We start from the raw sequence: 21,997 nt of genomic DNA, 5'->3' as shown, positions 1-21,997 counted from the left end.
GACTAACAACGACGGGCATCACCTGCACGACAATCCATACCGCTTTCGACACTTTTCGCCAAAACCGCAGGTGGTCCCAGGATTGGGCACAACTCTCAGTCTCTGGCGGAGAGTGAGCAGGGGCACCCGCCGCTCAGCGCACGACCGGCCGGGTGGGGCTGGAGACGTCGTAGGTCTCGATGCCGGTGCCGGCCCCCCGGGCCTCGACGAGCTCGCGCAGCACCTGCGCCTTCAGCTCGCTCTCCTCGGCGGTGCCCCACACCACCGTGCGGCCGTCGGTGAAGGCCAGCTCCACCGAGGACAGGGACTCCGCCGAGGCGGTGCGCAGCTGGGCGAGCACGGACTCCGGCAGGGCCGCCAGCACGTCGGCGATGACGTCGAAGCGCTCCGTGGCCAGCACCTCGCGGCCGCCGGTGACGACGGGCACCGCGGCCTCCTCCGCGTCGGCGGCGACGGTCAGCTCGACCCCCTCCGAGTCGACGACCACGAACTCGCCGCCGTCCTCGACGGCGGCCACGGGCACCCGCTCGTGGAGCTCGACCACGAGCCGGTGCGGGGGCTCGAGCAGCACCTCGATCGAGCGCACCTGCGGGATCTGCCCGACCGTCTCACGGACCTCCTGCTTCGAGATCCGGGTCAGGGGCACGCCCCGGTAGGGCTCCAGGGCGGCCTCCACCCGGGCCGGGTCGGTGAGCTCCGCGCCGCGCACGGAGACGTCCCGCACGGCGAGCAGCGGGGAGAGGAAGAGCATGCCGAGGATCACCGCCAGGGCCGCCAGGACGCCGAGGGCGGTCCCCAGCCGGCGGCGGCGCCGGCGGGCCCGGGGCGAGCCGGGGAACGCGACGACGGTGGCCCCGCCGGGCCGGTCCCCGCCGCGGTCCGCCGCGGGCGCCGCCCCGGCCGCCGTGGAGCCGCCGGGCACGGCCTCGGCGTCGTCCGGCACGCGGGAGGCCGTCAGCATGCGGGAGGCCGCGCGCTCCTGCCGGTGCCGGCGCCACGCGCTGAAGCGGCCGCCGGCGGCGGGCACCTCCTCGAGCTCGTCCTCGTCCACGAGGGGCGAGACCTTGGCGCCGTCGTTGACGCGGATCCGGACCGCCGGGTCCCCGCCGGCCGGCGCGGCCGGGGAGTCCGCCCAGGGCGCCCCGGGATCCGGGGCGTGGGCCCGGTCGCCGGCACGGTCGTCCGCCCGGTCGACGGCGGGCCCGGCGGAGGCCTCGCCGTCCCCCGGGTGCTCCCCGGAATGCTCCCCGGGGTGCTCCCCGAACCGGGGCTGGTGCGGTCGGCCGTGCCGGCTCATCAGCGGGTCCCGGAGCGGTCCGCGAGGCTGTCCACGAGCCGGGCCCCGAGACCGGTGACGTCACCGGCGCCCACGGTGAGCACGAGGTCGCCCGGCCGGGCGGCGCCGGCGGCCTCGGCGACGGCGTCGGCCCCGCGGGGGACGTAGCGCACGTGGGCCGGCGCACGGTCGGTGATGATCTCGCTCGTGAGCCCGGCCACGGGCTGCTCGCGGGCCGCGAAGATGTCCAGCACGAGGCTCTCGTCCGCCAGCGCGAGGGCGTCTGCGAACTCGGCGGCGAACTCCCGGGTCCGGGAGAACAGGTGCGGCTGGAAGATCGCGATCACGCGGTGCTCCCCCGCGACCTCGCGGGCGGCCGTGAGGGCCGCCACGACCTCGGTGGGGTGGTGGGCGTAGTCGTCGAAGACGCGCACCCCCCGGACCTCCCCGCGCAGGTCGAAACGCCGGGCGGAGCCGTGGAACCCGGCGAGGCCCCGGGCCGCGTCCTCGGGGTCCACGCCCGCCTCCAGGGCCACGCAGAAGGCGGCCGCCGCGTTGAGGACGTTGTGCCGACCGGGCACCGCCAGCACGAGCGGCACCTCCCGGCGGGCGGCGCCCTCGCCGAGCACGAGCGTGCTGCGCGTGCTCAGCCCGTCCGTCCCCCCGGGCAGCACGCGCACGTCCGCGCCGGCGTCGGTGCCGTAGGTGAGCACCCGGCCCCCGGCCGACCGGTGGCCCTCGGCGAGGCCCCGGGAGCCGGGGTCGTCCTGGCAGGCCACGAGCAGGCCGTCCGGGGGCAGGGTCGCCGCGAAGTCGTCGAAGGCCCGGAAGAAGGCCTCGCGGGAGGGGTAGAAGTCGAGGTGGTCCGGCTCGATGTTGGTGACCACGGCGACCCGGGGGCCGTACCGGAGGAACGAGCCGTCGGACTCGTCCGCCTCCGCCACGAACCAGCGGCCCGTGCCGAGGGCCGCGTTGGAGCCGAGGTCGGCCACGTGCGCGCCGATCGCCCAGGACGGCCCCAGCCCGGCGTGCTGCAGGACGAGCGCGGCCATGGAGCTGGTGGTGGTCTTGCCGTGGGTGCCGGCGACGGCCACCACGTCCCGGCCGTGCATCGCGGCGGCCAGCCCCTCGGAGCGGTGCAACACGCGCAGGCCGGCGGCCCGGGCGGCCGCGTACTCGGGGTTGTCCCCGGCGATCGCCGTGGAGACCACCACGGTGGAGGCCCCCGCCACGTTCCCGGCCCGCTGCCCCACGAACACCGTGGCGCCCAGGGCCTCGAGCTCCCGCAGCGCCGGCGAGTCCTGCCGGTCGGAGCCGCTGACGTCGGCGCCGCGGGCGAGCAGGAGCTTCGCGACCGCGGACATGCCCGCGCCGCCCATGCCGATGAAGTGCACCCGGCCCAGCTGCTCGGGGGCGACGTGCTGCTCAGCGCTCAACGGGGACCTCCTGGAGGATCAGACGGGCCATCACGGCGTCGGCGTCGCGCACCCCGCGGTCGCGGCTCGCGGCGGCCATGGCGGCCAGCCGGGCCGGGTCGGCCGCGAGGGGGTGGACGTGCTCGCGCCACCAGGCGGGGGTGAACGCGTCGTCGGCCACGAGCTGTGCCGCGCCGGCCTCCACGAGGGAGGCGGCGTTGAGCGCCTGCTCGCCGTTGCCGACCGGCAGGGGGACGAACACGGCGGGCAGGCCCACGGCCGCGACCTCGGACACGGTCGCCGCCCCGGCCCGGGCGACGAGCAGGTCCGCGGCGGCGTAGACGCGCTCCATGCCGTCCACGTACTCGACCTGGACGTAGCCGGGGGCGCTCAGCAGCGCGCCGTCGTCCCCGGTGAGCTGCTTGCCGCGCCCGGTGACGTGCAGCAGCTGGTAGCCGTGCTCCGCGGCCTCCGCCGCGACGCCCGCCACGGTCCGGTTCATGTTCAGGGCCCCGGAGGAGCCGCCCGTGACCACGACGGTCGGCACGTCGGGGGCGAGCCCGAAGGAGCCGCGCGCCTCGGCCCGCAGCGCGGCGCGGTCGAGCCCGGCGATCTCCCGGCGCATGGGCATGCCCACGGTCACGGCCCCGGGCAGCGGCGTGCCGGGGAAGGCCGTGGCCACGGTGCGGGCCCGGCGGGCGCCGACGCGGTTGGCCAGCCCGGGCCGGGTGTTGGCCTCGTGGACCACCACGGGCAGCCCGCGCCGGGCGGCGGCGAGGTAGACGGGGGTGCACACGTAGCCGCCGACGCCGACGACGACGTCGGGCCGGACCCGGTCGAGGATCTCGCCGGCCTGCCGGACGGCGCCGAGGAGCCGGCCGGGCAGCCGCACGAGGTCCACGGAGAGCCGGCGGGGCATGGGCACGCGGTCGACGAGCTCGAGGGCGACCCCGGCCCGGGGCACGAGGCGGGTCTCCATCCCCGAGGCGGTGCCCACGGCCGTGAGGCGCACGCCGGGCGCCTGCTCGCGCAGGGCGGCGGCGATCGCCAGCAAGGGGCTCACGTGCCCGGCGGTGCCGCCGCCGGCCAGCAGGACGGAGGGTCCGGGGTGGGCGGTGGGCGGGTCGGACGGGCTCATGCGCGATCCTTGTTGGGGGTTCGGGGGCGGGGGGCGCGGGCCGGGACGGGGATCCGGCGGGGCAGGCGGGTGAAGGACATGACCACGCCGACGGCCGCGAGGCTCATCAGCAGCGAGGACCCACCGTAGCTGATGAACGGCAGGGGGATGCCGATGACCGGGAGCAACCCGGTGACCATGCCGATGTTGATGAACGCCTGCCCCACGAGCCACGTGACGATCGACGCGGTGGCGATCCGGACGAAGCGGCTGCGGGCCCGGAGGATGACGCGGGCCATGGCCAGGGCCATCAGCGCGAACAGCCCGAGGATCAGCACGGTGCCCAGCAGCCCGAGCTCCTCCCCGATGATCGAGAAGATGTAGTCGTTGTGCGCCTCGGGGACGTAGCTGTACTTGAGCCGGGACTGGCCGAGCCCCATGCCCCACCAGCCGCCGGAGGCCAGCGCGCTGAGCCCCTGCTCGGACTGGTAGCAGGCGTCGGTGGCCCCGCAGTCCCCGAACAGCCAGCCCTTGATGCGGTCCACGCGGTGGGGGGCGGTGGCCACGGAGAGGGTGCCGAGGACCGCGGCCCCCGCGGCGGCCGCGCCGAACAGCCGCAGCGGCGCGCCGGCGAAGAACAGCGCGGCGGCGTAGATGAGCACGAACACGAGCACGGTGCCCATGTCCTTGCCCAGGGCGACCATCAGCACGGGCACCCCGAAGCCGAGCACCGACGGCCACAGGGCCTGGCGCCAGTCGCGCACGGCGTCGCCCTGCCGGGCCAGGACCACGGCGAGCCACAGGCACACGGCGAGCTTGGCGGCCTCGGAGGGCTGGAACGTCTGCCCGCCCACCACGATCCAGTTGCGGTTGCCGTTGACGCTGTTGCCGAGGCCCGTGAAGACGAGCCCGAGCAGCAGCACGGCGAGCACGAGCAGGCCGGTGGCCCCGCGCCGGTACCACTCCGTGGGCACGAAGGAGAGCCCGAACATCAGCACGACGCCCAGGCCCGCGAAGGTGGCCTGCTTGAGGAAGAAGGAGTAGGCGGACTGCTGCGCCGAGATGGACTCCACCGCGGAGGCGGAGAGCACCATCATGATCCCGATGCCCGTGAGCAGCAGCACCGACCCGGCGAGCGCGTAGTAGGAGTGGATGAGCGGCCCGTCGACCAGGGCGCGCCAGAACCGGCGGGCCCCGCCCACGGAGCCGCGCGTCGCCTGGCGCAGGCCGGGCCGGTCCTGGAGCGCGGTCACGACAGCCGCTCCACGAGGTCCGCGACCTCCCGGATGAAGGCGTCGCCGCGGTGGGCGTAGGAGGTGAACTGGTCCATCGACGCGGAGGCGGGGGCCATCAGGACGGTGTCGCCCCGGCGCGCCGCCCCGTGGGCCAGGCGCACGGCCTCGGCCATCACGGCGTCGCCCTTCCGGGACCCGTCCTCGGCGGCGTGCAGGACGGGCACGTCCGGGGCGTGCTCGGCCAGGGCCTCCAGCAGGGAGCCGTTGTCCGTGCCGATCAGCACGACGGAGCGCAGCCGCCCGCCGTGGCGGGCGACGAGCCGGTCGTAGGAGACGCCCTTGGACAGGCCCCCGGCGATCCACACCACGGAGTCGAAGGCGGACAGGGACGCGTCCGCGGCGTGCGGGTTGGTGGCCTTGGAGTCGTTGACCCACACGACCCCGTGGGTCGTGGCGACGGCCTGGATCCGGTGGTCGCCGGGCTCCCAGGCGCGCAGCCCGTCGCGCACCGCCTCGGGCGCGACGCCCGCGGCGCGGGCCAGGGCCGCGGCGGCCAGGGCGTTGGCCACCCCGTGCCGGGTGGGGATCGGGCCCGTGTCGGCGATCGAGGCGAGCTCCAGCGCGGAGCCGCGGCGCTCCGTGAGGAAGGCGCGGTCCACGAGCAGGTCCTCGACCACGCCGAGCATGCTCACGTCCGGGGTGTCGAGGGTGAAGCCCACGGCCCGGCAGCCCTCCACGACGTCGGCCTCCTCGACCATGCGCACGGTCTCGGGCTGCTGGGCGTTGTAGACGCAGGCGATGCGGGTGTTCTCGTAGATCCGGGACTTGTCCGCGGCGTAGTTGTCGTAGCCGCCGTGCCAGTCCACGTGGTCCTCGGCGATGTTGAGCACCACCGAGGCCAGCGGGGACAGGGAGTGCGCCCAGTGCAGCTGGAAGCTGGAGAGCTCGACGGCGAGCACGTCGTACTCGACGGGCTCGCGCAGGGCGTCGAGCACGGGGGTGCCCACGTTGCCGACGGCGGCCGCGCGCAGGCCGCCGGCCCGCAGCATGGCCTCCGTCATCCCGACGGTCGTGGTCTTGCCGTTGGTGCCGGTGATGCACACCCACTCGGCGGTGCGCTTCCCGGCGCGCTCGCGCACGCGCCAGGCCAGCTCGATGTCGCCCCAGATCTGGACGCCCTCCGCGGCGGCGGCCGCCAGCAGGGGGTGGCCCGGGGGGAAGCCCGGGGAGGTGACGACCAGCTCGGGGCGGCGGCCCTCGACGTCGGGCACGGCGTCGTAGACGCCCTCCCCGAGCAGCACGTCGGCGGCGCCCACGATCCGGAGCGTGTCCGCCTTGCCGCGGGTCTGCGGGGAGTCGGTGCCGTCGACGACGACGACGCGCGCGCCGAGCTCGATCAGGGTGTCGGCGGCGGCGAAGCCGGAGACGCCGAGGCCGGCCACGACGACGCGCAGTCCCGCCCAGTCGGCGTCCCAGCTGGTGAGCCCCGCCAGGCGCGGGTCCTCGTGGACGGGGTTGTCGTTGCTCGCGTGGATCACTGGACCATACCTCCGTGGGACAGCAGCCAGTCGCCGTAGAACACGCCGAGCGCGGCCGCGACGAACAGCCCGGCGATCATCCAGAACCGGACCACGATGGTGACCTCGTGCCAGCCCTTGAGCTCGAAGTGGTGCTGCAGGGGCGCCATCTTGAAGATGCGCTTGCCGCCGGAGAGCTTGAAGTAGCCGACCTGCAGGATGACGGAGACCGTGATGATCACGAACAGCCCGGCGATGAGCACGAGCAGCAGCTCGGTGCGGGTGAGGACCGCGAAGGCGGCCAGCGCCCCGCCCAGGCCCAGGGACCCGGTGTCGCCCATGAAGATCTTGGCCGGCGAGGTGTTCCACCACAGGAAGCCGACGAGGGCCCCGACGAGCGCGGCGGCCGTGAGGGCGAGGTCGGCGGCGTCGCGCACCTCGTAGCACACCCCCTGGACCCCGGACCCGCACAGGTGCGTGTTCTGCCACATCGCGATGAGCATGTAGCCGCTGAACACCAGGATGGAGGCGCCGGTCGCGAGCCCGTCGAGCCCGTCGGTGAGGTTGACGGCGTTGGTGGTGGCCGTGGCGATGAGGTTCACCCACACGACGAACAGCACCGCCCCGAGCACGGGCCCCGCGAAGGCGAGGTCCACGGCGGTGTCCCGGGTGAGGGAGATCGCCGAGGACGCGGCGGTCGCCCCGGTCGCGTCGGGCACTAGCAGCACGAGCAGGGCGAAGGCGACGCCGATGACGCCCTGCAGGACGATCTTGCCGGCGGCGCTGAGGCCCAGGTTCTGCTTCTTGGCGATCTTCTTGTAGTCGTCGACGAACCCGACCGCGCCCATCCCCAGCATCAGCAGCAGCGCGCACAGCCCGGAGAGCGTGACGCCCCCGTAGCCGGGCCACACGAGCGAGGAGACGAGGTGGGTGAGGCCGTAGGCGAGCACGACCGAGCCGAGGATCGCGACGCCGCCCATCGTGGGGGTGCCGCGCTTGGTGTGGTGGCTCGTGGGCCCGTCGTCCCGGATGAACTGGCCGTAGCCGCGCCGGGCGAGGAACTTGATGAAGGCGGGCGTCCCGAGCAGGGAGAGGGCCAGGGCGAAGCCGGCCGCCATGAGGATCTGGATCATGCGCTGCGGTCCTCCTGCGCGGCGGGGCCCGCGGTGCCGGCGGGGCCGTCGGCGTCGAGGCCCGCGTTGACGAAGGGGCCCGCCGAGCGCCAGTGGTCGCCGCGGGCGGGGGCGTCGTTGCGCGGCGCCGGCCCGTCCTGGCCGGCGCCGGCCGCGGCCGCGACCCGGTCGCCGAGCACGCGCAGCCCGGAGGCGTTGGAGGACTTGAACAGGACGATGTCGCCGGGGGCGAGCTCGTGGCGCAGGATCTCCTCCGCCTCCTCGGCGTCGGCCGCCCACGTGGCCTCGTTGCCCCAGGAGCCCTCCAGCTGGGCGGCGTCGTAGACGGGGCGGGCGAGCTCGCCGACCGCGATCAGCTTCGAGATGTTCAGCCGCACGACCATCCGCCCGAGGGCGTCGTGCTCCTCGACGGTGCTCTCGCCGAGCTCGAGCATGCCGCCGAGCACGGCCCAGGTGCGGCGGGGACCGGCGCCGTCGGCGCCGCGGCCCAGCTGGGCGAGGCTCTGCAGCGCCGCGCGCATGGACTGGGGGTTGGCGTTGTAGGCGTCGTTGATCACGGTGACGCCGTCGGGGCGCTCGGTGCGCTCCATCCGCCACCGGCTCGCGGCGCCCTGGGCGTTGAGCGAGGCCGCGATCCGCTCGGGGGCGACGCCGGCCACGAAGGCCGCCGACGCCGCGGCGAGCAGGTTGGTGACGTGGTGCTCGCCGATGAGCCGGGAGACGATCCGGTGCACGGAGCCGTCGGGGAAGTGCAGGTCGAACTCGGGCGAGCCGCCGGGGCCGAGCCGCACGTCCGCGGCGTGCACGCGGGCCGCCGGGACGTCGGGCAGGACGTTGGCCGGGGACTCCCCGAAGAAGACCACCGGGGCGGCGGTGCGGCGGTGCATCTGGCGCACCGCGGGGTCGTCGTCGTTGAGCACGGCCACCCCGTCGGCGCGCAGCGCCTCCACGAGCTCGCCCTTGGCCCGGGCGATGTTGGCGACACCGCCGAACTCGCCGGCGTGGGCGGAGCCCACGCAGAGCACCACCCCGACGTCCGGGCGGACCATGCGGCAGAGGTAGTCGATGTTGCCGATCCTGGTGGCGCCCATCTCCACGACGAGGTAGCGGGTCTCGGGCGTGGTCTCGAAGACGGTCAGGGGCACGCCGACCTCGCCGTTGTAGGACCCGCGCGGCGCGACCGTCGGGCCCTCGGCCTCGAAGATGCCCTTGAGCAGGTCCTTGGTGGTGGTCTTGCCCACGGACCCGGTCACGGCGACGACCTTGACCCCGTGCTGGGCGCGCAGCTGCGCGACGACCCACGCCGCGAGCCGGCCCATGGCCTCCACCACGTCCGGGACGACCACGGCGGGGTAGACGGCTCCCGCGGCGTCGGCGACCTCGCGCTCCACGAGGGCCAGCACGGAGCCTGCCGCGAAGGCGGCGCCCACGAACTCGTGGCCGTCGGTGACCTCACCGGGCTTGGCCACGAACAGGGTCCCGGGACGGGCCTCGCGGGAGTCGGTGGTGACGTGCCGGACCAGGACCTCCCCGGCGTGCTCGCCGGCGCTCCCTCCGCCGGTTCCCCCGGCGGCGTCCCGGCCGGCCGCGCCGACCGCGCGCCCGCCGGTGATCTGCGCGATCTGTGCAGCGGTCAGTTCGATCATCGGTCCTCCCAACGGCCCTGCTGCGCGTCGGCCAGTGCGGCCCGCAGCTCTTCCCTGTCGTCCAGCGGGTGGTCCACGCCCCGGATCTCCTGGACCGTCTCGTGCCCGCGGCCCGCCACGAGCACGGAGTCCTCGGGCCCCGCCATGGCCACCGCGGCGCGGATGGCCACGGCGCGGGGCTCGAGCACGAGCACCTCCGTGGCGCGGGCGCCGGCCTCCTGCGCGGCGCGGGCGCCGCCGGCGACCTGCTCGCGGATCCCGGCGGGCTCCTCGTCGTGCGGGTCGTCGTCGGTGACGATGACGACGTCGGCGTGCCGGGCCGCGACCTCGCCCATGATCGGGCGCTTGGAGCGGTCGCGCTCCCCCGTGGCCCCGAAGACCACGATGAGGCGCCCGCCGCGTCCGGGCGGCTCGACGGCGCCCAGCGCCCGGCGCAGGGCGTCCGGGTTGTGCGCGAAGTCCACGACGGCGGTCGGCTCCGTGCCGACGAGCTGCATCCGGCCGGGCACGTCCGTGGTCAGCGGGTCGGCGTCGTCGAGCGCCCGCTGGACGTCGGCGACGCCGGCCCCGGAGGCCACGACCATGACCACGGCGAGGGCGGCGTTGGCCACGTTGAAGTCCCCGGGCAGCCCGGTGGACACGCGCAGCGCCCGGCCGTCGCGGTGGCGCAGCTCGAAGGCGTGGCCGATGCCGCGGCGGTCGAGGGCGGTGAGCGTCCAGTCGGCCCCGTGGCGGTCCGGGCCGCCGTCGCGGTCCCCGGGCACGTCGCCGCGCAGGGCGATCGTGTCCACGTGCTCGGCCCCGAGCTGCTCGCGCGCGTGCTCGGCCATCCGCAGGCCCCAGGCGTCGTCCACGTCCTGGACGACGACCACCGCCCGGCGCGTGCGCTCGGGGGTGAACAGCTGCGCCTTGACGGCGAAGTACTCCTCCATCGACCCGTGCAGGTCCAGGTGGTCCTGGGTGAGGTTGGTGAACCCGGCCACGTCGTAGCGGACCCCGTCCACCCGGTGGAACTGCAGGGCGTGCGAGGAGACCTCCATGGACGCCGCGGTGATGCCGCGCTCGCGCATCAGCGCGAGCAGGGAGTGCACGTGCGGGGCCTCGGGCGTGGTGAGCCGGGACGGGATGGACTCGTCGCCGGCGAGGATCTCGATGGTCCCGATCAGCCCGGTGCGGTGGCCCAGGGCGCGCAGCAGCGAGTTCGTGAAGTAGGTGGTGGTGGTCTTGCCGTTGGTCCCGGTGACGGCGAAGAGGGCGGGCGCGGTGCCGTCCTCCGGCCGGGAGCCGTAGACGCGGGCGGCGATCGCGCCCACGGACCGGCGGGGGTCGGGGGCGACGACGACGGGCAGGCCGACCCCGGAGCGCTCGAGCAGCTCCCGGCCGGCGGTGTCGGTGAGCACGGCGACCGCGCCCGCGCGCCGGGCGTCCGCGGCGAACTGGGCGCCGTGGGCGCGGGCGCCGGGCAGGGCCGCGTAGAGGTCCCCCGGGCGCAGCTGCCGGGAGTCCAGGGAGACGCCGGTGACGGCCGCGGAGGCTTCGCCGGCGCCCAGGGTGCCGCCCGCGAGCCGCGCCGTCTCGGCCAGGCTCAGCGGCCGGGGCCGGGCGGGGCGCATCGTCTGCGCGTCGTGTCCCTGCTGGGCTGTCGCGTCCATCAACGTCCTTCGTGGTCAGGTGGGCGGGTGGGTGCTCCGCCGGGGGGGGTGGCGGCCCGGGGATGGCCGGGCACGGCGATACGGAAGTCTAGCCGCCCTCGTCGGCCCGCCGGGACGCGGCCGGGGTGGAAGCGCTGGTCGGGACGGGGTCGGCCCCGTCGCCGGCGGCGTCCTCGGTGCCCACGACGTCGGGCGGGGTGTCCTCCGGGGCGCTCTCGGCGGGGCTGCCCTCGGGGACGTCCGTGCGCAGCGGGATGTCCACCGGGTCGGTCGTCGAGGGCGGCACGTCGTAGTGCCGCAGGACCTGGCCCATGATCTTGCTGAAGGCCCCGGTCGTGCCGATCGTGCCCACGGCGCCCTTGGGGCGCTGCAGGGTCACGGCCACGAGGTACTGGGGGTCCTCGATGGGGGCGACCCCCACGAAGGAGGTCGTGTAGCCGTCGTAGCCGCCCTCGGGGCTGGGCGCCTCGGCGGTGCCGGTCTTGCCGCCGACGCGGTAGCCCTCGACGGCGGCCTCCTTGGCGCCGCCCTCGGTGACGGTGACCTCCATCATGTCGAGGACCTGCCGCGACGTCTCCTCCGAGACGATCCGCTCGCCGGCGGGCCGCTCCACCGGCGTGGACGTGCCGTCCGGGGCGACGACGGCCTCGACGACCCGGGGCTCCACCTGCACCCCGCCGTTGGCCACGGCCTGGAAGACCGTCGCGGTGCGCAGGGGCGTCTGGGCCACGCCCTGGCCGAACAGCACCGTGTACTGCTGGCGGGTGTCCCACTGCTCCGCGGCGGCGAGGATGCCCGGGGACTCCCCCGGCAGCTCGATGCCCGTGGCCTCCCCGACGCCGAAGCGCGCCATCCAGTCGTGGCGCTGGTCCGGGGAGAGCCGGCTGCCGACCATCACCGTGCCCGTGTTCATCGAGTCGGCGATGATCCCGGCGAACGTGCGGTCCTGCTTCCCGTGGTCGAAGGCGTCGGTGATCTTCTGGCCGTCGATCTCCAGGAAGGGGGGCACGGTGATCTCGGTCTCGGGGGTCACGAGGCCCTCCTCGACGGCGGCCGCCGCGGTGAGGATCTTCTGGGTCGAGCCGGGCTCCACGGCCTGGGTGACGGCCCGGGCCCCGAGGTCCTCGGCCTCGGCGGCGCCGGGGTCGTTGGGGTCCACGGTCGAGGAGTCGGCGAGTGCGAGCACGGCGCCGTCGGAGACGCGCATCACCACCGCGGTGCCCCACTCGGCGTCGAGCTCCTGCGCGCGCTCCGTGACCGCCTGCTGGGCGAAGAACTGGACGTCGCTGTCGATCGACAGCTGGACGGCCGAGCCGTCCTCCACGGGCGTCTCCTCCGTGGGGGCCACGGGGATGCGCACGCCGTCGGCGCTGATCTCGTAGGTGCGCTTGCCGTCGGTGCCGCTGAGCAGCTCGTCCTGGGTCTGCTCGATGCCGCCGAGCGCCTCGTCGTCGCCGCCCATGAAGCCGACCACGCTGCCGGCGACCGGGCCGTTGGGGTAGATGCGGTCGGAGGAGGGCTGCCCGTAGACGTACGGCAGGCCGAGCTCGCGCACGGTGTTCCACTGCTCGGGGGTCACCCCGCGGGCGACGTACTCGAACGGCTTGTCGCCGTCGAGCGCCTTCTTCACGTCCTCGTCCTCGAGCTCCAGGGCGTCGGCGAGCTGGTAGACCGCCTGAGTGGGGGTCACCGTCTCCGTGGTCCCGTCCGCCCTGGGCCGCTCGAACTCGCGGACCAGCTGCTGGTCGACCGTCACGTCGTAGCGCTGCAGGGTGCGGGCCAGCACCTTGCCGTCGGTGTCGCGGATCTCCCCCCGCAGGGCGGGGACCACCTCGGTGCGGGAGCGGTCCGCGGCGGCCCGCTCGGCGCGGCCGGCGACGTCGAAGCCCTGCACCCACACCAGGCGCACCCCGAGGACCAGCAGCAGCGCGAGCACGAGCGCGACGCCGACGTGGCTGCGGCCGATGACGGAGGAGCCGGAGCCGTTCCCGGTCGACGTCGAGCGTGCGCGTGCCACGTGGTTGCCTCGTTCCTGGTCGGTGCGCTGGGTGCGGGGGGATGCGCCGGGTCCGCGCGGTCCCGTGGGAGGACCGTGCTGCCGGGGCGGGTCCCGGCGCCCGGGTCAGTTGCCGGGGGCCCGCTGCTGCGGGGCCTGGAGGGAGCCGCCGTTGGACTGCGTGCCGGTGGCGGCCGCCTCGTCCTGGCGGGCCTGCTCCCGGGCCTCCTCGCGCTCCTGCTCCGCCTTCTCGCGCGCACGGTCCTCCGCGCGCTGGGCGGCGCGGTCCGCGGCCTCGGAACCGGTCTGGTGGGCGTGGTCGACGAGGATCTCGTGGTCCTCCTGGGCCTGCGCCGGGAGGGGGTCGCCCTCGACCGTCCCGTCGGTGAGGTCCACCGTGCCGGAGCCCTGCGCGGGGACCATGCCGAGGTCCGCGCCCATCACCGCGAGGTTCTGGGGGGCGTTGTAGAACTCGAGGTCCTGGGTGAGGGCCTCGTTCTGCTGGCTCAGGGCCTGCTCCTGGGCCCGCAGCTCGACCAGGCGGTACTGGCCGTCGGAGATCTGGATGTTGAGCACGAGGATGGTGGCGAGCGCGACCACGAGGGCGATCAGGCTGACCACCACGGTGGACACGCGCCGGCGCCGGGCCCGGGACGGGACGACGGACAGGGGCGCGCGGGTGGACCCGGTCGGGTGGACGGGGGCGGTGGCGGTGGAGCCGGTCGGGCGCGGCGACGGTGCCTCGAGCTGGCGGGCGGTGCTGCCCTCCGTGGGGGGCCGGTGCCCGCGGCGGGCGGCCCAGGCGCCGATCCCCGCGCGGGGGGTGGCCGAACGGGCCGGTCGTCGCTGCAGTCCGGTTCCGCTCATGCCCTGTTCCTCTGTGCCTTCTGTGGTGCGTGCTGGTGTGCGTTCTCCCGGATGCGCTCGACCGCGCGCAACCGCGCGGACGCGGCACGGGGGTTCTCCGCGATCTCCTGGGCGGTGGGGGCCTCAGCGCCCCGGGTCAGGATCCGCAGGGTGGGCTTGTGCTCCTCGAGCTCCACGGGGAAGCCCTTCGGGGCCGTGGAGGACGCCCCGTGGGCGAAGGCCTGCTTGACGATCCGGTCCTCGAGGGAGTGGTAGCTCATCACCACGACGCGCCCGCCGACGCGCACGGACTCAAGCGCGGCGGGGATCGCCCGGCGCAGCACGTCGAGCTCCTCGTTGACCTCGATGCGCAGCGCCTGGAACGTCTGCTTGGCGGGGTGGCCCTTGCGGTGCTGGGCGCCCTGCGGGACGGCGGCCCGCACGACGTCCACGAGCTCGCCGGTGGTGCGCAGCGGGGCCTGTGCCCGACGCTCGACGATGGCCCGGGCGATGCGCACGGCGAAGCGCTCCTCGCCCCAGTCCCGGAGGATGCGGCGCAGGTCGGCCTCGCTGTAGTCGTTGACCACGTCCTGGGCGGTGACCGGGGCCGTGGCGTCCATGCGCATGTCGAGGGGCGCGTCGTAGGAGTAGGCGAAGCCGCGCTCGCGCTCGTCGAGCTGGAGGGAGGAGACGCCGAGGTCGAAGAGGACGGCGTCGGCCCGGTCGAGGCCGTGCCGGGCGAGGGCCTCCGGGATCCGGTCGTAGGTGGTGTGCACGGGGTGGAACCGGTCGCCGAAGGGGGCGAGCCGGGCCCCGGCCAGCTGGTGCGCCTGCGGGTCGCGGTCGACGGCGACGAGCTGGACGCCGGGGAACCGGCGCAGCAGGGCCTCGGAGTGGCCGCCCATGCCCATCGTGGCGTCCACCGCCACGGCGCCGTCCTCCTGGAGCGCGGGAGCCATCAGGTCCAGGCAGCGGTCGAGCAGCACGGGGACGTGCAGCTGCTCGGCTGGGCGTTGCACCATGAACCCTCTCTTCGGCGGTCGGTCGGTCACAGTGGCCGGCGCCGTGGGGGCGACGCCGGGGTGCGGCAGCGGTTCTTCCAGGATCAGACCCCCATCCGCTGGCCGTCCCTCGAATCCGGCCTGCCTCAGGGGAAGGTGAGTCAGGACGGTGACGGCTGCGCGGCTGGAGATCTCATCCGGGAAACGGTCCGCGGGGTCCGCGGGTGCGTCTCGGTGGGCTCTTCGCTCAGAAGAGCCCGGGCACCACTTCTTCCTCGGTGTCGGAGAAGACGGCCTCCTTCTCGGTCAGGTAGTCGTTCCAGGCCTGGGCGTCCCAGATCTCCGCCCGGGTGCCCGCCCCGATGAAGGCGAGCTCCCGGTCGAGTCCCGCGTACTCCCGCAGCGGCGGGGGAATCGTGACTCGGCCCTGCTTGTCCGGGACCTCGTCCGAGGCCCCGGAGAGAAAGACACGGATGTAGTCCCGGGCCTGCTTGGACGACAGCGGGGCCGCCCGGAGCTGCTCGTGGACCCGCTCGAACTCCCGGATGCTGAAGACGTAGAGGCAGCGCTCCTGCCCGCGGGTCAGGACGAGCCCGTCGGCGAGCTCCTCGCGGAACTTTGCCGGCAGGATCACGCGGCCCTTCTCGTCGAGGCGGGGTAAGTACGTTCCGAGAAACACACCCACCGCCTCTTCAGCCCGAGAGTTCTCCCTGGCCTCTCTCTTGGCCCCACTTTACTCCACTTCACTCCCCGGTCAACGAACACGGGCCCCGCCCGGCCCCGGCGTGGCGCGGCCGCCGCGCCGTGCGGCGGACGTCGTCCCAGGTGGCAGAGGGCGGGCCGGGCGGGGTGCGGCGGGGAGGGAGGTGGGGCGGGACGCGGGGCCCCGGTCCGCCCCGGACGGAAAAAGCTCCCCGGCGGGACGCCGGGGAGCGGGTGGGGCGGTGGTTCCGCGCCCGGTGGGGCGCGGGGTGGGGGGTCGTGGAGGGGTCTAGGGCTGTCCCCCGGAGTTGCGCTGGTCCCAGCGCTCCTCGAGGTTCTGCAGGAACGGCGACGAGCGGCGGGCTGCGCTGCCCTTGCCGCCCGCGGAGCGGGGCCTGCCCGAGCGCAGGGTCGCGAAGTAGACCCCGGCGCCCATGATGACGAAGCCGAGGACGCCGACCAGGACGGACTTGAGCACGACGCCCCCGAGGAGGACCAGGAGCCCGACGACGGCGACGACGATGCCGAGGACGATGTTGCGGGTGGAGGCCCCCCGGACGGCCCGGGAGCCCATGCTCGTGGCGAAGCGCGGGTCGTCCGCGTGGAGCTGCTTCTCCAGCTGCGCCAGGAGCTGTTGCTCGTGCTCGGACAGTGGCACGGTATGCCTCCTCATCCTTCGGGTGCGGACTGCCCGGCCGTTCCGGCGCCGCGTGCTACCAGGATAGACCGTCGGGTGCGGAATTGGCACCGCGACGGCGGCTGTCAACACCCTCTGAATTCCCCCTCCGGGTCCCGCGGGGCGGGCGGCAGGAGCCGGGCGGGGCCGAGCCGGTCGGCGCCGAAGCGGGCGTGCACCCGGTCCATGGCCTGCTCCGCGGCCCCCCACTCCTCCTCGCGGCCGTCGAGGCTCAGCTGCAGGGCGTCGCCGGCCGGTTCCAGCCGCTCCGCCCGGACCCCGATGAGCCGCACCGCCTGGGGCCGCTCCCCCAGCTCCGCGAGCAGCCCCACCCCGTGCTCGAGGAGGTCGTGGGCCGAGGTGAAGGGCTGGGCCAGCGTCCGGGAGCGCGTGATGGTGGTGAAGTCGGCGTAGCGCAGCTTCAGGCCGACCCGGCGGGCCCGCAGGCCCTGGCGGCGCAGCCGGGAGGCGGTGCGGTGGCTGAGCCGCAGGAGGGTCTCGCGCAGCACCCGGGTGTCCGAGACGTCCTCGGCGAAGGTCTCCTCCGCGCCGAGGCTCTTCTCCTCCCGGACGGGGACCACCGGCCGGGGGTCGCGTCCGTTGGCGAGCTCGTGCAGGTGGTGGCCGGCGGCCGGGCCGACGACCCGCACCAGCTGCGGGACGGGAGCGGCGGCGAGCTCCCCCACGGTGCGCAGGCCGGCCCCGGCGAGGGCCTCGGCGGTGCGGTCGCCGACGCCCCACAGCGCCGAGACCGGCAGCTCGGCGAGGAAGGCGATGGTGTCCTCCGGCTGGACCAGCAGCAGCCCGTCCGGTTTGGAGCGGGTGGAGGCGATCTTCGCGACGGTCTTGGTCGCCCCGATGCCCACGGAGGCGGTGAGGCCCAGCTCGCCGTGGATCCGGGTGCGCAGCCGGCGGGCGATCTGCACGGGCGGGCCGAGCCGGCGCACGGCCCCGGAGACGTCCAGGAACGCCTCGTCCACGCTGACCTGCTCGACGCGGTCGGTGATCTCGGCGAAGATCGCCATCACGCGCCGCGAGTAGTCGTCGTACGCGCGGCGGTGGGGCTCCAGCAGGACCGCGCCGGGGCACAGGGCGCGGGCGCGGGCCAGCGGCATCCCGGAGCGCACCCCGAAGGCGCGCGCCTCGTAGGAGGCCGAGAGCACGACCGACCGGTTGCCGGAGGCCGCCACGATGACGGGGCGCCCGCGCAGCCCGGGCGCGGCCAGCAGCTCCACCCCCACGTAGAACATGTCCATGTCGACGTGCATGACGGCGCACGCCCGCCAGCGCGCCAGCTGGTCCCTCGACGTCCCGCTCACCCGTCCTCCTCCCGCACCGGCCACAGCATAGTCAGCGCCGCGGACATCGGTGCGGGGCGGGACCGGCCGGCCCGGGCAGCGGCACGGGGCTTCGGTAGGCTGGGGCGGATCCCGCGGGCGCCCGCCCGTCCGCCGCCGCACCGAGATCGAGGTCGACCGCCCATGACGCCCCCGCCGCTCCAGCCCCGTCCCGACGCCCCGCTCGACGCCCCGCTCGACGCCGTGGCGGCCTTCCGCGCCGAGGACGAGGGGTTCGTCCGCCGGCTGCACGCCGAGCTGGAGGAGTTCCTGGACCGGCAGCGTGCGGTGCTCGCCGGCATCTCGGCCGACGCGCTGCCGCTGCTGGACGCCGTCGCCGCCCTGTCCTCGGGCGGCAAGCGCCTGCGGGCGCGGCTGTGCTACTGGGGCTGGCGGGCGGCGGGCGGCGACCCCGAGGACCCGGCGGTGGCCCGGGCGGGGGCCGCGCTCGAGCTGTTCCAGTCCGCCGCGCTGATCCACGACGACGTCATCGACCGCTCGGACACCCGCCGGGGCGCGCCGAGCGTGCACCGGCGGTTCGAGGGCCTGCACGCCGCCGAGTCGTGGCAGCTGGACGGGCCGGCGTTCGGGGTGGCCTCCGCGATCCTGGCTGGGGACCTGTGCCTGTCGTGGAGCGAGCAGCTGTTCGCCGCCGCCGCGGCGCAGCTGCCGGGCGCGGCCCGGGCGCGCGCCGTGTTCGACCTGATGCGCTCGGAGGTCATGGTCGGGCAGTACCTCGACGTCCAGGGCGAGGTCGCCGGCGCGGGCCAGGACCGGGCGGGCGCCGTGCAGCGGGCGCTGGACGTGATCCGCTACAAGTCCGCGAAGTACTCCGTGGAGCACCCCGTCGCCCTCGGTGCGGCCCTCGCGGGAGCGGACGAGCCCGCCCTGGCGCGGTGCTCGGCGTTCGCGCTGCCGCTCGGCGAGGCCTTCCAGCTGCGCGACGACGTGCTCGGCGTGTTCGGGGACCCGGCCACCACGGGCAAGCCCGCCGGGGACGACCTGCGCGAGGGCAAGCGCACGGTCCTGGTGGGCTTCGTCCGCCGCCGCGGCTCCGAGGAGCAGATCGCCGAGCTCGAGGCCGCCCTGGGCAGCCAGGACCTCGACGACGACGACGTCCGGCGGCTCCGGGCCCTGATCACGGCCTGCGGGGCGCTGCAGGCGACCGAGGAGCTGATCGACGCGCTCAGCGGCCAGGCGTTCGCGGCGCTCGACCGGCTGGGGGCCGGTCCGGTGCCGATGGCCGCGCTGCGGGCGCTCGCCACCGCGGCCGTGCGCCGCGCCGCCTGAGCCGCGCCCGGCCGGGCGCGGCTCAGGCGGGGGTCACCAGGCGAGGGCCTGGGCGCGGCGGCGGATCTCCGTCTTGCGGCCGTCGCGCAGGGCGTCGATGGGCCGGCCGGGCAGGGACTCGTCCTCCGTGAACAGCCAGGTGATCGCCTCGGTGTCGGTGAACCCGGCGTCCCGCAGGACCGCGACCGTGCCCCGGAGGGAGTCGAGCACGGCCCCGTCCATCAGGAAGGCGGCGGGGACGCGCCGCACGCCGTCGTGCGGGTTGCGCACCGCCAGCAGGGTCCCGTCGTCGACGAGTCCGTGGACGCGGGTCACGACGAGGCCGAGCTGCTCGGCGATGTCGGGCAGGGGCAACCACTCCTGGACGAGGGCGTCCATGCGGTCGAACTCCTCGGTGCTGATTCCGGCTGTGTTCTTCACGCCTACAGGGTGCCACGTCCGTGCCTGCCCGTGCCACGCGGGCCCGCCGCGATATGCTCGACCCGCGGAGATCGCTGAGCCATCCGCGCCTTCCCCGATCAGCGTCAGAGAGCCCCTTCATGCCGTACTCCCCCGACAGCGACACGACCGACCCGAACGACGCACAGCACGGCCCCGCGACCCCCCTCGCCGCCGAGCCCGGCCGGGACGCCGGGACGACCGGGGACCGCGCCCCCGGCTGGGCCCGCCGCGCCCGCACCGGGTCCGCCGCCGCCACCGCCGCCACCGCCGTGGCCGCGCTCGCCGCGCTGGGCGGCAGCACGGTGGCCCACGCCGCCCCCGCACCGCCGGCCCACGTCGCCGCCGCGCCCGCCCTCGTCGGGCAGAAGGGCTCCGCGGCGCCCGTGCACACCGTCTCGCCGGGCGACTCCCTGTGGGGGATCGCACAGCGCCACCGCGTCGCGGTGGGCGACCTGATGCGCTGGAACGACCTCTCCGGCGCGGCCCTGCTGCTGCCGGGCCAGAAGCTGCGGCTGGCCGGGGAGCCCGCCGCGAGCTCCCGTCCGGGGACCGGGAGCACCGGATCCGCGGCGGCGGGGGCGGCGCCGGCGCAGAAGGCCTCCCCGGGCGGCTACACCGTGCGGGCCGGGGACAGCCTGTGGGGCATCGCCCAGGCCCACGGCGTGTCGGTCCAGCAGCTGCTCGACGCCAACGACCTCACGGTCAGCTCCCTGCTGCGCCCGGGCCAGCGGCTGTCCGTGGCGGGGCCCGCTCCGGCACGGGCGGCCGCTCCGGAGCCCGCGGCGGAGTCCGCTCCGGAGCCCGCGGCGGAGCCCAAGGCGCAGCGGGCCGTCGGGGACACGTTCCTCGGGCGCACGTACGGGGACCGGGTGGTCGACTCCGCCAACCGCCACCACGCCGAGCTCGCGGCCCGTCCCGCGCCGGGCCCGGAGCAGATCCGGCGCATGGTGCACGACACCGCCGTGCGGATGGGCGTGGACCCGTCCCTCGCGCTGGCCCACGCCTACCAGGAGTCCGGGTTCAACCACCGGGTCGTGTCCCCCGCCGACGCCGTGGGCACGATGCAGGTCATCCCCGACGCCGGCGCCTGGGCGTCCGGTCTCGTCGGCCGGGAGCTGGACCTGCTGGACCCGCAGGACAACATCACCGCCGGTGTGGCGATCATCCGTCAGCTCGGCCGCAGCGCCCCGAGCACGGAGGTGGCCATCGGCGCGTACTACCAGGGTCTGCACGGCGTGAAGAAGTACGGGATGTACGACGACACGAAGCACTACGTGAAGAGCGTGAAGGCCCACCGCGCCGAGTTCCGCGGGTGAGCCGCCCCCGGCCCAGCGTTCCCCCAGCGCGGCGTCCTAGGCTGGCCCCGTGCAGCACGCCGCTCCCGACCCGTTGACCGGCACCGTCCTCGAGGGCCGCTACGAGCTGGGCCCGCGGATCGCCCGCGGCGGCACGGCCGCCGTCTACCGGGCCGTGGACACCCGGCTGGAGCGCACCGTCGCGGTGAAGCTCATGCACCCCCACCTCGCCGAGGACCCCGCCGCCGCGGACCGCTTCGTGCGCGAGGCCCGGGCCGCGGCGAAGCTGTCCCACCCGCACGTGGTCTCCGTGCTGGACCAGGGCCGCGCCCCGGACGGGCTGCCCTACCTCGTCATGGAGCTCGTCGAGGGCTCCACCCTGCGCGACCTGTTGCACGAGCGGGGCGCCCTGACCGCCCGCGAGGCGCTGGAGGTCCTGGACCCCGTCCTCGACGGTCTCGCCGCGGCCCACCGCGCCGGGCTGGTGCACCGGGACGTGAAACCGGAGAACGTGCTGATCGGCCGCACCGGCCGGGTCACCGTCGCGGACTTCGGCCTGACCCGCGCGGTCGACCAGAACACCCCCACGGGCACCGTCCTCGGGACCGTGGGCTACGCCGCGCCGGAGCTCGTGGCCGGGCGGGCCGTGGACGCCCGTTCCGACGTCTACTCGGCCGGGATCGTCCTGTTCGAGCTGCTCGCCGGCCGCCGCCCGTTCGTGGGCGCCCCGCTGGCCGTGGCCCGGGCCCACGTCGAGGGGGCCGTCCCCGACGTGCGCTCCCTCGCCCCCGGCGTCCCGCCCGCCGTGGCGCTGCTGGTGGCCCGGGCCACCGCGCGCGAGCCGGCCCGCCGGCCCGCCGACGCCGGACGGCTGCTGGCCGAGCTGCGCACCGTCCGGGCGGGGCTGCGCCCCGGGGAGCTCGACCGCCGGCCCGGCGACCCCCCGCCCCGGCACGGGGACGGGCCGGCCGAGGTGCTCGACGGCACGACGGGACGCGGTCCCGCCCCGGGGCCCGCCACGGAGGTCCTGGGACGGGCCGACGACCGCACCCGGGTGCTGGGCGTGCCCGGCCCGGCCGCCGCGCAGGACGCCGCCGCCCTGCCCCGGGGCTCCTCGGACCCGTGGCGGCCCGCGATCGAGCTGCGCCCGGTCCGCCCCCTGCGCACGGCCGCGGCGCTCGCCCTGGTCGCCCTCGCCGTGGCCGCGGCGGCGTTCCTGGGCTGGCTCATCGGCTCCGCGGCCGGCGCCCCCGGGGGCGCCCCGGACGCGCACGGCACGCTGTCCGGGCTCGCCGGGCAGCACCTCACCGGGGCGGGACGGCACGAGGCGGCCCTGCACGGGAGCGTCCGGGAGACGGCCGGGGCCGGGACCGTCCCCACCGTCCTGTGACGGTCGGCACGGTCCCGGCCCCGGCCGGTGCC

Annotated in this window: 18 protein-coding genes; 3 read left to right on the top strand and 15 right to left on the bottom strand. The window is 75.7% G+C overall.

The annotated features are described in order from the left end of the window. Positions 1-133: 133 nt before the first annotated feature. The 14 genes from ACYSMR_RS14645 to dinB all read right to left on the bottom strand — a co-directional run bounded on the left by ACYSMR_RS14645 (position 134) and on the right by dinB (position 17,531). Positions 134-1,297: a cell division protein FtsQ/DivIB gene (locus ACYSMR_RS14645; protein ID WP_461746185.1), complete on the bottom strand. Its 1,164-nt coding sequence runs from the start codon at positions 1,295-1,297 to the stop codon at positions 134-136. Next, positions 1,297-2,712: a UDP-N-acetylmuramate--L-alanine ligase gene (gene murC / locus ACYSMR_RS14640; protein WP_461746183.1), complete on the bottom strand. Its 1,416-nt coding sequence runs from the start codon at positions 2,710-2,712 to the stop codon at positions 1,297-1,299. Before murC ends, ACYSMR_RS14645 begins: the two co-directional genes overlap by 1 nt. After that, complete coding sequence (gene murG, locus ACYSMR_RS14635) at positions 2,702-3,829, bottom strand: undecaprenyldiphospho-muramoylpentapeptide beta-N-acetylglucosaminyltransferase (protein WP_309126670.1); 1,128 nt, start codon at positions 3,827-3,829, stop codon at positions 2,702-2,704. Before murG ends, murC begins: the two co-directional genes overlap by 11 nt. Next, positions 3,826-5,061, bottom strand: coding sequence for a putative lipid II flippase FtsW (ftsW, locus tag ACYSMR_RS14630; RefSeq protein WP_461746181.1), 1,236 nt, complete (start codon positions 5,059-5,061; stop codon positions 3,826-3,828). The genes murG and ftsW overlap by 4 nt, the downstream gene beginning before the upstream one ends. Next, entirely contained in the window at positions 5,058-6,581 is a 1,524-nt protein-coding gene (murD, locus tag ACYSMR_RS14625; RefSeq protein WP_461746179.1) for a UDP-N-acetylmuramoyl-L-alanine--D-glutamate ligase, read from the bottom strand. The genes ftsW and murD overlap by 4 nt, the downstream gene beginning before the upstream one ends. Further along, on the bottom strand, positions 6,578-7,693 hold the full coding sequence (gene mraY / locus ACYSMR_RS14620) for a phospho-N-acetylmuramoyl-pentapeptide-transferase (protein ID WP_251333566.1): 1,116 nt from the start codon (positions 7,691-7,693) through the stop codon (positions 6,578-6,580). Before mraY ends, murD begins: the two co-directional genes overlap by 4 nt. Next, entirely contained in the window at positions 7,690-9,339 is a 1,650-nt protein-coding gene (locus tag ACYSMR_RS14615; RefSeq protein ID WP_461746177.1) for a UDP-N-acetylmuramoyl-tripeptide--D-alanyl-D-alanine ligase, read from the bottom strand. Before ACYSMR_RS14615 ends, mraY begins: the two co-directional genes overlap by 4 nt. Further along, positions 9,336-10,991, bottom strand: a complete 1,656-nt coding sequence (locus ACYSMR_RS14610; RefSeq protein WP_461746175.1) for a UDP-N-acetylmuramoyl-L-alanyl-D-glutamate--2,6-diaminopimelate ligase — start codon at positions 10,989-10,991, stop codon at positions 9,336-9,338. The genes ACYSMR_RS14615 and ACYSMR_RS14610 overlap by 4 nt, the downstream gene beginning before the upstream one ends. A gap of 88 nt (positions 10,992-11,079) precedes the next feature. Continuing rightward, positions 11,080-13,008: a peptidoglycan D,D-transpeptidase FtsI family protein gene (locus tag ACYSMR_RS14605; RefSeq protein WP_461746173.1), complete on the bottom strand. Its 1,929-nt coding sequence runs from the start codon at positions 13,006-13,008 to the stop codon at positions 11,080-11,082. A gap of 105 nt (positions 13,009-13,113) precedes the next feature. Continuing rightward, complete coding sequence (locus tag ACYSMR_RS14600) at positions 13,114-13,854, bottom strand: hypothetical protein (RefSeq protein WP_461746171.1); 741 nt, start codon at positions 13,852-13,854, stop codon at positions 13,114-13,116. Further along, positions 13,851-14,855, bottom strand: coding sequence for a 16S rRNA (cytosine(1402)-N(4))-methyltransferase RsmH (rsmH, locus tag ACYSMR_RS14595; protein WP_461746169.1), 1,005 nt, complete (start codon positions 14,853-14,855; stop codon positions 13,851-13,853). The genes ACYSMR_RS14600 and rsmH overlap by 4 nt, the downstream gene beginning before the upstream one ends. Before the next feature lie 226 nt (positions 14,856-15,081). Continuing rightward, positions 15,082-15,513, bottom strand: coding sequence for a division/cell wall cluster transcriptional repressor MraZ (gene mraZ / locus ACYSMR_RS14590; protein ID WP_461746167.1), 432 nt, complete (start codon positions 15,511-15,513; stop codon positions 15,082-15,084). 312 nt (positions 15,514-15,825) lie between these two features. After that, positions 15,826-16,194, bottom strand: a complete 369-nt coding sequence (locus ACYSMR_RS14585; RefSeq protein ID WP_251333573.1) for a DUF3040 domain-containing protein — start codon at positions 16,192-16,194, stop codon at positions 15,826-15,828. A gap of 104 nt (positions 16,195-16,298) precedes the next feature. Beyond that, complete coding sequence (dinB, locus tag ACYSMR_RS14580) at positions 16,299-17,531, bottom strand: DNA polymerase IV (RefSeq protein WP_461746164.1); 1,233 nt, start codon at positions 17,529-17,531, stop codon at positions 16,299-16,301. Between the two features lie 162 nt (positions 17,532-17,693). On the opposite strand from dinB, the gene ACYSMR_RS14575 reads away from it, so the two are divergent. Then, entirely contained in the window at positions 17,694-18,839 is a 1,146-nt protein-coding gene (locus ACYSMR_RS14575; protein WP_461746162.1) for a polyprenyl synthetase family protein, read from the top strand. A gap of 33 nt (positions 18,840-18,872) precedes the next feature. On the opposite strand, the gene ACYSMR_RS14570 is transcribed toward ACYSMR_RS14575, so the two are convergent. Beyond that, positions 18,873-19,217 carry an Rv2175c family DNA-binding protein gene (locus ACYSMR_RS14570; protein ID WP_461748033.1) on the bottom strand — a complete coding sequence of 115 codons (345 nt, stop codon included), beginning with the start codon at positions 19,215-19,217 and terminating at the stop codon, positions 18,873-18,875. Between the two features lie 161 nt (positions 19,218-19,378). On the opposite strand from ACYSMR_RS14570, the gene ACYSMR_RS14565 reads away from it, so the two are divergent. Both ACYSMR_RS14565 and ACYSMR_RS14560 read left to right on the top strand, forming a co-directional pair. After that, complete coding sequence (locus tag ACYSMR_RS14565; RefSeq protein ID WP_461746160.1) at positions 19,379-20,596, top strand: LysM peptidoglycan-binding domain-containing protein; 1,218 nt, start codon at positions 19,379-19,381, stop codon at positions 20,594-20,596. A 49-nt stretch (positions 20,597-20,645) separates the two neighbouring features. Beyond that, positions 20,646-21,965 (top strand): protein kinase domain-containing protein, encoded by a 1,320-nt coding sequence (locus ACYSMR_RS14560; RefSeq protein WP_461746158.1) that lies wholly within the window; start codon positions 20,646-20,648, stop codon positions 21,963-21,965. The last annotated feature ends 32 nt before the right edge of the window (positions 21,966-21,997 follow it).

The sequence above is a fragment of the Kocuria sp. U4B genome (assembly GCF_054875615.1).
Note: the sequence above shows the minus strand (reverse complement) of the source record. Positions and strands in the feature narration are given on the sequence as shown.